An 11,207-nucleotide genomic window follows, 5' to 3' on the forward strand; every position below is an offset into this window, starting at 1 on the left:
ATTTCCTTCATGCCCCTTATCTTTACATAATCAACACCATTCTCTTACATCCGTCAGGTATCCTAGGATTTGCACCAAGATAAGAGGAGGAGTTTGCGATATGAATAAACGAATCAGTACCTTAGTAACCGCATTGCTATTGACCACCACGTTGGGTTGGCAACAACCACTGCTGTCGGTTACAGCCGCTGCTAAGACCAAGACGACTCAGACAACGAAGAAGACTAAGGCCAAGACGGTCAAGTCCCAGTCGACTCACATCAAGTTGCAAGGTGCTTCTAACGCCCGTGACTTGGGCGGCTACGTTAACCAAAAGGGTCAAAAGATTAAGGTGCACCGCTTAATTCGTTCCAACAGTCTTTCCACTCTATCTAAGTCTGACCAAAAGAAATTGGTTAAAACTTACCACGTGGCCACCGACGTCGATCTGCGGACCGTCATTGAACAACAGAAAAGCCCTGACGTGAAAATGAGCGGCGTTAAACTAGTTAAAGCTAACGTGTTCAAGTCCTTCGGTGCTTTCCCAGACTTTTCTAAGAAGAATGCTGGCGACAAGATGATGAAGAAGTCTTACCACGACGCCATCACCACTGCTCAGGGACGGAAAGCTTACAAGTCCCTCTTCCACCAATTACTGAAGAACCCTAAAAACAAAGCCGTACTCTGGCACTGTTCAGCCGGTAAAGACCGCGCCGGTATGGGAACCGTCCTGGTTCTGTCTGCCTTGAACTTTAACAAGAAGGCGATTGCCAAGGATTACTTGAAGTCCAACACTTACTTAGTCGACACGAATAAGGAAAACTTGGCCAAGCAAGAAGCTGGCTGGAAGGCTGCCGGTAAGGATCTGACGCCAACCGTCATCAGTAACTTCAAGGCCCAAAATGGTGTCAAAATGGCCTACTTAAACACCATGTACAAGGCCGTTAACACCAAGTACGGCAACATGGATAACTTTCTGCACAAGGGCCTAGGCTTATCCAACAAGCAATTGAAACAATTGCAAGCTAACTACCTAACCCCAGCTAAATAAGGGCATAGTTATTTGAATAAGGCCTAAATCATTTTGGCTATACAACAAAATGATATGATTTGTCAAACTTTAGTTGAAATTAAAATAAATCCTCCTCAATTATGTTACCGTTAGAAACGTTCTAACCGGAACAAATTTGGGGAGGTTTTATTTATGAAAAAAGCAGCAATCATCTTAGGAGTTATGGGGATGATCAGTACGTTAAGTCTTAGTCCGGTGGTCAGTTCCGCTAGCACGTTAGTGGGAACCGTCCAGTACCACCGGTATCATGGGACCACAACTATCAAAAAGAATTACAAACACTTCAAACTAACTAATCATCAGCCCAATAGCAACTACAAGCTCATCAAGACCACCAGCTGGAAAAACGCCAAACTCAAGGCTGGTAGTAAGGTCTCGATTGACCTGATGGCTAACCAAGGAACCCAATACGACTGGTACCGTATCCGATCAACGAACAAACACACCACGCATCGTTACTGGGTCTACGGGCAAGCTCTGAATCTCAAATAATCACAAACTGGCTAAGTCCTTTTAAACAGGAACTTAGCCAGTTTTATTTTTGCCAAATTTCAGACAAACATATTTGGCACCTTTATTCACTCTCCATCATAACCCCTCAACTAATTCCGGTCATAAGCCCAAACCGCCAGCGGCGCAAAGATCGCCACGATGATCACATCAAAGACGACGACCAACAACGCCTCGTGCGTCCAACCACCCGTCGCCAAGATTTGCCGAATGGCTGTGATCACATAGGTAACCGGGTTCAGGTTAGCGATGAACCGCAGTGGCTTGGTCAACGAGTGCAATGGGACGAACGCGTTCGACATGAACGACAGGACCAGCATCGTCATCAACGAGAGACTTTGAACGGATGCGGCACTCTTAGCTAACAAGCCCAACAGTGCAAAAATCCAGGACAACGCCCAGCCGGTGAAAATCGCCAGAAGCCCAATCACCACGACCCACTTGAAACCGACGGCTGGCCGCCAACCCATCAGGTAGCCAGTGGTCAGCGACGTGATGGTCGCCAGCAATAAACGTAGACTGTCAGCAAACAGTTGCCCCGCCAACGGTGCAATGTGGGCCATTGGCAACGACTTAAATCGGTCGAAGACGCCAGAGTCGAGGTCCTCTCTGATTTGAGCCCCGGAACCGGTTCCGGCTGACAACATCGTTTGAATCAAAATTCCTGGCACGATGGTGGGAAGGTAGGCCCGAACGCCCCCGGCAATTGCCCCACCAAATAAATAGCCAAACATCAACATGAACATCACTGGCTGAATAACCACATCCATAAAGCTATCTGGATTGTGAATCGTCTTCAATAAGTTGCGGTACGCCATTGTCGCCGTATTCATCACGACGTTTCCCTTGTGCATTCGTACATCCATCTTGCATCCCTCTTCCTTAGTTCTTACCAACGGTTAGATTCATGAAGACGTCATCTAGCGAAGGTTCCTTCACTGAAAGATGGCTGATCATGATTTGTGCTTGTTTGAGTGCCGCCAGAATCGGTGGCAACTGGGTAATTTGTTTTAACGGGACGCTCAGTTGTTGGCCCGTCTGTTGAATGACGCCGGTCACTTGCCCGGTCAACAGCTGAACGGCCGGTTGAACCTGATCTTCCTGACTGACAGTGAAGGCCAATCTCGCACCGCCAATCTGTTCCTTGAGTTCGGCCGGCGTCCCCATCTTCACGAGCTTGCCGTGATCAATGATGGCGAGATTATCTGCTAGTTGGTCGGCCTCCTCGAGATACTGCGTCGTCAACACGATGGTTGATCCCTGCTTCACGAGTTGCCGAATCGTCGTCCACATTTGCGCTCTGGTACGGGGGTCTAACCCCGTCGTTGGTTCATCTAAGAAAATTAAGGTCGGTCGGGTAATCAAACTAACGGCCAGGTCCAGCCGCCGACGCATCCCACCAGAAAAGTTTTTCAGCGCCTTATCCGCCGACTCTTCTAGTGAAAATTCTGCTAGTAACTCAGTCGTCCGTTGCTTAGCGGCCGTACGTGAAAGGCCATTCAGTCTGGAGAAAATCATCAGGTTCTCCCGTGCCGAAATATCTTCATCGACGGAAGCATATTGGCCAGTGAGACCAAACATGGACCGGGCCAGTCGACCTTCCTTCACCGTGTCATGACCAAAGATCGTTACCTGACCCGCATCGGCCTTGAGTAACGTCGTCATCATCCGTAAGGTCGTGGTCTTCCCCGCACCGTTAGGCCCGAGTAAGCCAAAGACTTCTCCTTGACGCACGTTAAACGAGATATCATCGACCACCGTCTTTTGCCCAAACCGCTTGGTCAGGTGGCTGACTTCAATTGCATTCTTTGTTGACATATTGGTCCCCTCTTAGCTTTCACATTTTAATCAGGCCCCCCTGACTAAAATTATAATAAGGCCCCCTGATGAATTTGTCAACAGTTTCTCTCAAATATTGAATGCCCCTGCTAGCCATTGTCGGGTATAATAGCCGTAGGAGGGCGATAACATGCCTAATATAAATAAACAAAAAAGTGCGGCTGGAAAACTGATCGAGTTCGGAATGGTCAGTCACACCGCCGACGAAGTAGCCCGCCGCTACCATGCGGAACAGGATAAGCACCCCCTGCGGTTTCAGGGACAGGGAAAGATTCTCCTGACGCTTGCCCAAGCCGATGGCCTCTCACAAAAGGAACTCGCCACCCGCCTAAATCTAACGGTGCAGTCCACAGCGGAGTTTGTTAACAAACTGGTTAAAAAGCAGCTCGTTACCAAAGAAAAGTCGACGTCTGATCGGCGCAAGACCATCATTCGTCTGACTGACTTGGGCCGAGAAACGGCGGCCACCGAAACGGCGCAGGTGCCGGCCTATCTGGATTCACTGACGGATACGGAACTCGACCAGCTCACCACCATCTTGACGAAAATCAACCATAACCTTTACGACGAAATCGATACCATTACCCCCGACCAGTCTGGTAAATTTCAGCAAGTCGTGGCGGACCGGTTACGCGACTGGTTTTTGTAAATTTAAGAGGGCGACAAACGGCGATTAGTCAATGAGCATTAACGTCGCTAGACGAACAATCCTGGTCTTGGATTGTTGGTTTAACGGCGTTGACTGCCGTTTGTCGCTCGTTTTGACTAGATATGTTCGGAACGAAAAAAAGGTTTGAGACTTTTGTCCCAAACCCAAATTAATAAATATCACTATTCTCGATGACCACAACCTTGGACGACCACCGGCTGTGGTTTTTTGTACGCAAAATTTTCAGTTAATCCAAACAGCTCTCCGACTTAATTAGTTGGTAAAGTCTTCAAGTGCTCCTGTTGGATTAAAGGCCTTCGCTTGGCCCTTAGTACTGTAGTAGTGTTGCAGGTGGGCTTCGCCATCCCCCATGTTCCACATGGTGTATATGTACAGCGATTGAATCTGTTTACCCTTATAGTGACGCTTAACAATCTTGTAAGACTGGGTGCCCACCGTGCCAAAGGCGGAGTCCTTGTGGTGCTGTTGCCATCCCTGCTCGACCAACCAACCTTTGCTCATAAACAAAAGCTCATTGTTCTTGCCTTTTTTTATGTTATTCATATCCTTGTTTAAAGCAGTAACTTTCACTGGCGAGCTACCAGAATGCCATTTTTTATTATAAAATGTTCTGAAGGACGTCTCCTGGGCACCAATTTTGAACTGATCATAGTGGCCCTTTTGGTAATAATACCAGGTGCCCTGAAACTTTTGTGGGAAACTGGCTAAACTCATCTTGGGACTGGCTTGCGCATCCGTCGTTGGATTGGCAACGACCAGGGCAGCGCCAAACCCAACTGACGCTAAGAGTACCCCCATCATCTTGGTTAATTTCATTGTTCTATTCCTCCTAATTTCATAGACGAGTTACTTATGTAGCGCACCAACTGGATTAAAGTACTTGGCCTGAGCCTTAGTCTTGTAAAAGTGATCCGTTACTTTTTTGGTCCCTTGAATTGTCATAAACTGTTTGCTGTAGAGCACCTTAACGGACTTGCCCTTGTAAGTCTTGTGGATGACTTTATAGGTTCCGCCACCGTTCGTCGCACCAATGCCATAAGCCAACACAGTGGTATAACCACCCTTTACGCTTCTAGCACTAGTCCAGTGTGCCTTCTTAGAATTCGACCCCTCAGTAAACGTCCGTTGACTCTTAAGTGGATGGATAGTCCCCGTCCACTTCGCCTGTTTTTGGTAAAAAGGATCAAGGAAGTTTTTAACTGTCATCTTCTTCGACGAAATTTTCATCGACTTGTAGTAATAACCATTGTTCTCCTCATAGTGGTACCAAGTTCCCTGCATTGCCTTAGGGAACGTTTTCAAACTGCTCGTTGACTTGGCTTGGGCCTGGGTAGGCACAGTAACGACTGCCGTAGCACCAATCGTCGTGGCCACCATCAACGCACTAAAAAGTCTATTTACTCGCATGGTATCTTTTCCTCCTCAAAATCAAGTTCATTAACCAGCATTCATTAATGCGGTTAATGACTATTTATGTAACTAATTACGCTTTAGTATAACAAACGTGGGCGTCACAATTTGTCGTTTGACTGGTCAGCGGATTAAAAATTCAAATAATAATGCTACTTATCGTTATCTGATCCAATTATCTATCCAAAAAAAGCGATGCCAACGGTTACTTACCCTGACATCACCAAATACTAATTAAAAAAGTTGTGACAATCCCTAAATCTTCAACTATCCTAGACGTAGCGTCAATTTGACTGGGAGGTTTTTAGAATGGAATTTAATGTTATCAGAGATGGCCTCACCCTAGCTGGTATCTATGAGCCAGCGTCCGAACCAAACGGGACGATTGCGATTCTCTTTCACGGTTTCATCAGTGACCGCGGCTACACGCCAACAGCCCTGCTGGAACAGCTGGCGCAACGCTTACGGACGGTTGGCGTGGGGACGGTCCGCTTTGACTTCAACGGTTGCGGTCACAGCGATGGTGACTTCGCCAACATGACCGTTCTGAACGAAATCGCTGACGCTCAGGCCGTATTGACTGCGGTCCAGACCCGCCTCGCACCTAAACAGATTGACCTCTTAGGCCATTCGCAAGGCGGTGTCGTCGCCAGCATGTTGGCCGGTTACAACGCTGATTTAATTCACAAGGTCGTCTTAATGGCGCCAGCCGCCACCCTCAAGGATGACGCCCTGGCTGGCCATACGCGCGGGTTAGTCTATGATCCGCAACATATCCCCGCTCAGCTTCCGCTCGGCCAGGGCAAGGCGCTGGGGGGCTTCTACCTACGGACGGCGCAACTGCTGCCAATCTACGAAACTGCCCAGAATTTCTCTGGTCCCGTCTGCCTAATTCACGGTGACGCTGATCAGATTGTTGCTTACAGCGCTTCACAACGTTATGATGCTATTTACCAAAATAGTGCCTTGCACCTATTACCTGGCGCGAGTCACAAGTTGGATGGCGCTGCCCGTGACGATGTACTTCGGTTAGCAACTGACTTTATTAAAAACTAACCACTGGCGACTTTGAAGACTGGTGTTCTGCCAGTCTGAAGCGTCCCCACAGCAGGCTACATCCCTGTCCGCCGGAGAGCGGCTAAATGGCCAGTGCACACTAAAAGCCGTCCCCAAAATCGGGACGGCTTTTAGTCTACATACATTTAATCAACTAAATGAAATTTTTCAAAATGGGCCTTCAGGTAATCCAGCGTCAGACTCTTGTCCGTCTTGATCAACTGTTGCGGCTCACCGCTGGCCATCAAACGGCCGCCGGCTTGCCCACCCTTGGGGCCGAGATCAATCAGGTAATCGGCGTTGGTCATCAGGTCAAGGTCATGCGTGATGATGATAATCGTGGCCCCTTTGGCCTTCAGGCTGTTGATCACACCCAGTAGCGTTTGCACGTCTTGAGGATGTAGCCCGACGGATGGTTCGTCAAAGATAAACAGGGTCTTGCTCTGACGCTTGTTCAAGTGGCTCATGAGCTTTAGCCGTTGGGCTTCCCCACCAGACAGGCTCGGCGTGCTCTCACCTAAGTGCAGGTAGCCCAGCCCCATTTCATCCAGCAACTGAAGCTGCTTCTCAATCTTAGGCACCGTTTCAAAGACGGCTAACGCCTCACGGACCGACAAGTTCAACAGGTCGACAATACTGTAGCCGTGCCACTGAATCTGTTGAATCTCATCCTTGTACCGGGCGCCGTGGCAGTAAGGACAGACCTCTTCCATGTCCGGCAAATATTGAATATCCAGGGTAATGGTGCCCAGTCCGCCACACTGTTCACAGGCCCCCTGCTTGTTATTGTACGAGAAGTAAGCGAGACCAAACTTCTTGGCCTTGGCTTCTGGTAAATTGGCAAACATCCGCCGCAAATTATCCATGATAGTGGTATAGGTGGCAATCGTCGAGCGGGCATTCTTCCCGATTGGCTTGGCATCCACGGACACCACGTCTTTCAAATGGGTCTTCAAGGTCGTCACCTGTTTCGGCAGAGCCGCCTTGTTATTCGCTGCCTGAATGGCTGGAACCAGGCTGTCCAAAATCAAACTCGTCTTCCCGGCACCAGAGAACCCAGTGACAGCGGTAATCTCGTTCCCAGGAATGGCCACGGCCACGTCGTGTAGATTAAAGTAATCCTGCACCTCAAACTGCGTGGTGAGCTCGCTAGCCTTCTTACTGGTGGGCACCTTGTCGTGCATGATTTGGGCTTGTCCCGAAATGTAAGGCCCAATCAGCGACTGGGGATTGCCCACTAAATCGTGAGGCGTGCCCTCGGCAATGATTTGACCGCCGGCATCCCCCGACCCAGGGCCAATCTCAATCACCCAGTCGGCAGCTGAAATGATGTCGACTTCATGGTCGACCACCACCAAAGAATTTCCTTGGGCAATCAGTTCCCGAAAGATCCGAATAAGCCCCTTAACGTTATCGGGGTGTAACCCAATGGAGGGTTCATCCAATACGTACAGGACGCCCGTCGTCTCCGTCCGAATGGTCTTGGCAAGTTGAAGTCGTTGAAGTTCTCCGGTCGACAGCGTATTGCCGTTTCGCGATAAGGTCAGGTAATCTAGCCCCAGCTCCAGTAGGGGCCGCAACGTATCCGTCAAGTTTTTGAAGAGTACGTCCGCCATGGCCTTCATCTCAACGGGTAACTCTTTTTGCGCCGCAGCTTGCCAGCCGGCCAACGATCCCAGGGTCAGGTCAGAAACTTCGGCAATATTTTTACCCCCAACTAATTGCGTCAAGAGTTCTGGATTCAACCGCGTCCCGTGGCAGGTCGGGCACACAGAGAAGTGGAAAAATTCGTTGACCTTCTTGATAGCCCGGTCACTCTTCACGGTCTTCAGGGAATCGTAGACGGCTTCGTGGGCGTTCTCGTACAGCGTATTGTCGGTATGGAAGACCCGACCGGTCGAGGTCCGAAAGTCCACGGGATACTGCTTCTTAGCGCCGTTGAGCACAATGTCCTTCTCCCGGTCGGTGAGGTCCTTGTAGGGCACGTCGATCCGCACGCCCAACGTTTCCGCCACCGTCGGCATAAAGTTGCGGCCGGGTAGATGCCATGAAGCCACGACCCCTTCGGCCAGACTGAGGTTCTCATCGCCAATCAGTTTATCCTCGTCTAAACTCTGAACCGTCCCCGTTCCATGACATTCTGGGCAGGCGCCACCGGAGTTGAAGGCAAAGTCTTCGGCTGATTTCGCCATGAATTCGATCCCACACTCCGGACAGGTCACGATGCCCATCTTGCTGTCTGCACCACCTGGTAGATCCATGGCTTGGGCAACTTTCAGGCTAGGCGCAATCCGGTGGCCGTTGGGACACACCATCGAGCCGAGCCGTGAGAAGATAAGGCGCACGACGTTGAACAGCTCACTCATCGACCCCACCGTTGAGCGCTCAGAAGGGACTCCTGGCCGTTGCCGCAGGGCAATCGCGGACGGGATGTGCCGAACTTCCTGGACCTGCGACCGCTTGCTTTGACCGATTCGCCGTCTGGTATAGGTGGATAGCGCCTCCAGGTACCGCCGGGACCCCTCCGCATATAAAATTCCCATGGCTAACGAACTCTTCCCGGAGCCCGAGGGACCTGAGATTGCCACAAACTGATTCAACGGAATGTCCACGTCAATATTTTTTAAATTATGAACGTTACCACCACGTACACTAATATGTTCACGTTGTTTTTCACTCGTTGTCATACTTGCCCACCTTTGCCTTTAGTTTCGTTCATGCTACTTATCATTTTAAACTATCCAGTAACGTTACAGTCAAGTTTAGGCCCGAAAACTCGTCATTCTTTTTGACTGGTGGCTCTGCTCCCCTACAGTTAGCCTTGATCACAGGCAGTTCCTCGCAAAAATTGATCATCACTCACGAGCACTAAAAAACCGTCCCACAAATCGGAACGGTTTTTTAGTGTATCTATGCTGTTTCCTATATCTTTAGTCAATCAAGCTAATGTGAGCGCCGACGAACAAATGGCGTTACCAACAGTGCCAACAAGATTGCCCCTAATTGTGCCAAGAAACTTTCATTCTTTTGGCCCGTTTGTGGTAATTCTGTTTCCTGTTGATTTGCTTGTTGTTCCTTGGTCAGCTGTTGAGACTGAACAGGTTCAGTTGCAACAGTATCACCCGCAACTGCTTGATTAACACCACGATGAGTTGTTCCACTTTGAGCCAGTGGCTTCACAGCAGCCGATTGCTTACGCAGGTTCTGACCCTTGTTTGCAGTGGCTTTCTTTGCTGCTTTCTTCCGTGAAGTTACCTTGCGACCAGCTACTTTGGCAGCAAGCTGACGCGTAAAGGTTGGAACTGTTCCCGTCTTATCAAACTTAACGATGGTCGAACCACCCTTACCGTCAGGCAGAGCTGCCTTTACAGCACCTGGTTCAATCGCGCGTTGCTCAATGAGTTTACCATTCTTCAGTTCACTAATAATCCGTTGGCCGCTTACTGGATCATACGTATAAACTACCTTAAGACCATCAGACCACTTCTTGGTAATCTTCACGACCTTATCGGCGTCCTTAGCTGGTGCATTAACGCCCGCACTGAAGACTGCTGGCGCATGCGTAAACGTTGGCGCTGCATCGGGTTGATCAAGTTTGACAGTTACTGTACCACCAGCACCATCCGGCAGTGTCACTTCCGAAAGTCTAGTGGCATCCGGATTGTCGGGATCAACAGGTTGCTGCTCAAGTGGCTTCTGAGCAACAGACTTCCCGTTTCTCAGCTCGCTTACCATCTGTTTGCCATTGTCATTGGTGTAGATTGTCTCGCTACCATCTTTCCACTTCTGGTCTACTTTGACGATATCACCAGCAACATTTTTCGTCGTGGCAGTAACGTTGCCAAGTTTATCAGTCACGGTCACCGTCGTATCATGTTCAAACGTTGGCATCGTGCCTGGTTGCCCGGTGTTAACGATGGTTTCAACGCCATCGCCACTCTTCAGCGTGGCCGTCGAAGGAGAAGAAACTTCTTCCTGCCGACCGGTCAGTTTCCCGTTGTTTTCCTCAGTTATCGTCGCTTTACTACTGATTGGATCATATGTGTACGTCGTCGTACTGGTCGTACTATCATCGTTTGGCCACGTCTTAACGACCTTGATAACATTACCAGCATCGTCCTTTGTCACAGTAGTAACAACTCCAGAATCATCTTTCGTTGTATCCGTCGTGTCATGTTCAAACGTTGGTGCTGAACCTGGTTGTGCTGTAACAGTTGTATCAGTTTTACCTTGCTTTACCGTTGTCTGCGTTGCACCTTCGGTGAATTTCTGCGTGACAGGGGCTTCCCCGTCTTTTTCTTCCGTGACCGTCTGTGTTCCACCATTCGAAGGATCATACGTGTACGTCGTCGTACTATTATCTTTTGGCCACGTCTTAACGACCTTGATGACGTTGCCGTCGGCATCTGTCGTCGTAGTCGTATCGCCAGCCTCATTTGTATCCGTCGTATCATGCGCAAACGTTGGTGCTGAACCTGGTTGTGCTGCAACGGTTGTAGCGGTTTTACCTTGCTTTACCGTTGCCTGCGTAGCATCCTTCTCGAATGTCTGCGTAACAGGGGCTTCACCGTCTTTTTCTTCCGTGACCGTCTGCGTTCCACCATTCGAAGGATCATACGTGTACGTCGTCGTACTATTATCTTTTGGCCACGTCTTAACGACCTTGATGAC

At 49.4% G+C, this 11,207-nt stretch carries 10 protein-coding genes; 4 read left to right on the forward strand and 6 right to left on the reverse strand.

The window, feature by feature from the left end:
- Window positions 1–100 precede the first annotated feature (100 nt).
- Both EKM87_RS10005 and EKM87_RS10010 read left to right on the forward strand, forming a co-directional pair.
- Window positions 101–1,030 carry a tyrosine-protein phosphatase gene (locus EKM87_RS10005; RefSeq protein ID WP_125684346.1) on the forward strand — a complete coding sequence of 310 codons (930 nt, stop codon included), beginning with the start codon at window positions 101–103 and terminating at the stop codon, window positions 1,028–1,030.
- 153 nt (window positions 1,031–1,183) lie between these two features.
- Window positions 1,184–1,543: a hypothetical protein gene (locus EKM87_RS10010; protein WP_125684348.1), complete on the forward strand. Its 360-nt coding sequence runs from the start codon at window positions 1,184–1,186 to the stop codon at window positions 1,541–1,543.
- 110 nt (window positions 1,544–1,653) lie between these two features.
- Here the strand turns inward: EKM87_RS10010 and EKM87_RS10015 are convergent, their stop codons facing one another.
- Together EKM87_RS10015 and EKM87_RS10020 are read right to left on the reverse strand one after the other, a co-directional pair.
- Window positions 1,654–2,427, reverse strand: coding sequence for an ABC transporter permease (locus EKM87_RS10015; RefSeq protein ID WP_125684350.1), 774 nt, complete (start codon window positions 2,425–2,427; stop codon window positions 1,654–1,656).
- A 16-nt stretch (window positions 2,428–2,443) separates the two neighbouring features.
- Window positions 2,444–3,379, reverse strand: coding sequence for an ATP-binding cassette domain-containing protein (locus EKM87_RS10020; RefSeq protein ID WP_125684353.1), 936 nt, complete (start codon window positions 3,377–3,379; stop codon window positions 2,444–2,446).
- Between the two features lie 151 nt (window positions 3,380–3,530).
- On the opposite strand from EKM87_RS10020, the gene EKM87_RS10025 reads away from it, so the two are divergent.
- Entirely contained in the window at window positions 3,531–4,049 is a 519-nt protein-coding gene (locus EKM87_RS10025) for a MarR family winged helix-turn-helix transcriptional regulator (RefSeq protein ID WP_125684355.1), read from the forward strand.
- Between the two features lie 273 nt (window positions 4,050–4,322).
- On the opposite strand, the gene EKM87_RS10030 is transcribed toward EKM87_RS10025, so the two are convergent.
- Window positions 4,323–4,886 carry a hypothetical protein gene (locus EKM87_RS10030; RefSeq protein WP_125684358.1) on the reverse strand — a complete coding sequence of 188 codons (564 nt, stop codon included), beginning with the start codon at window positions 4,884–4,886 and terminating at the stop codon, window positions 4,323–4,325.
- Window positions 4,887–4,916: 30 nt separating this feature from the next.
- The gene (locus EKM87_RS10035) at window positions 4,917–5,477 is read right to left on the reverse strand and encodes a hypothetical protein (protein WP_125684361.1); all 561 of its coding nucleotides are present in this window, start codon (window positions 5,475–5,477) and stop codon (window positions 4,917–4,919) included.
- Window positions 5,478–5,789: 312 nt separating this feature from the next.
- On the opposite strand from EKM87_RS10035, the gene EKM87_RS10040 reads away from it, so the two are divergent.
- Window positions 5,790–6,536, forward strand: a complete 747-nt coding sequence (locus EKM87_RS10040) for an alpha/beta hydrolase (protein ID WP_125684363.1) — start codon at window positions 5,790–5,792, stop codon at window positions 6,534–6,536.
- A gap of 146 nt (window positions 6,537–6,682) precedes the next feature.
- Here EKM87_RS10040 and EKM87_RS10045 read toward each other — a convergent pair whose 3' ends face one another.
- Both EKM87_RS10045 and EKM87_RS10050 read right to left on the reverse strand, forming a co-directional pair.
- Window positions 6,683–9,223 carry an AAA family ATPase gene (locus EKM87_RS10045; protein WP_125684366.1) on the reverse strand — a complete coding sequence of 847 codons (2,541 nt, stop codon included), beginning with the start codon at window positions 9,221–9,223 and terminating at the stop codon, window positions 6,683–6,685.
- A 256-nt stretch (window positions 9,224–9,479) separates the two neighbouring features.
- A partial coding sequence (locus EKM87_RS10050; protein ID WP_164506479.1) for an LPXTG cell wall anchor domain-containing protein occupies window positions 9,480–11,207 on the reverse strand: 1,728 nt, incomplete at its 5' end.

Origin of the sequence: Levilactobacillus yonginensis (assembly GCF_003946265.1) — a bacterium.
Lineage (GTDB): Bacteria > Bacillota > Bacilli > Lactobacillales > Lactobacillaceae > Levilactobacillus > Levilactobacillus yonginensis.

What these genes read in the sequence shown, in the direction of transcription:
- EKM87_RS10025 (WP_125684355.1), top strand. Translation starts at nt 3,531, where the DNA reads ATGCCTAATATAAATAAACAAAAAAGTGCGGCTGGAAAACTGATCGAG.
- EKM87_RS10040 (WP_125684363.1), top strand. Translation starts at nt 5,790, where the DNA reads ATGGAATTTAATGTTATCAGAGATGGCCTCACCCTAGCTGGTATCTAT.
- EKM87_RS10045 (WP_125684366.1), bottom strand. Translation starts at nt 9,223, where the DNA reads ATGACAACGAGTGAAAAACAACGTGAACATATTAGTGTACGTGGTGGT.
- EKM87_RS10005 (WP_125684346.1), top strand. Translation starts at nt 101, where the DNA reads ATGAATAAACGAATCAGTACCTTAGTAACCGCATTGCTATTGACCACC.
- EKM87_RS10035 (WP_125684361.1), bottom strand. Translation starts at nt 5,477, where the DNA reads ATGCGAGTAAATAGACTTTTTAGTGCGTTGATGGTGGCCACGACGATT.
- EKM87_RS10020 (WP_125684353.1), bottom strand. Translation starts at nt 3,379, where the DNA reads ATGTCAACAAAGAATGCAATTGAAGTCAGCCACCTGACCAAGCGGTTT.
- EKM87_RS10015 (WP_125684350.1), bottom strand. Translation starts at nt 2,427, where the DNA reads ATGGATGTACGAATGCACAAGGGAAACGTCGTGATGAATACGGCGACA.
- EKM87_RS10010 (WP_125684348.1), top strand. Translation starts at nt 1,184, where the DNA reads ATGAAAAAAGCAGCAATCATCTTAGGAGTTATGGGGATGATCAGTACG.
- EKM87_RS10030 (WP_125684358.1), bottom strand. Translation starts at nt 4,886, where the DNA reads ATGAAATTAACCAAGATGATGGGGGTACTCTTAGCGTCAGTTGGGTTT.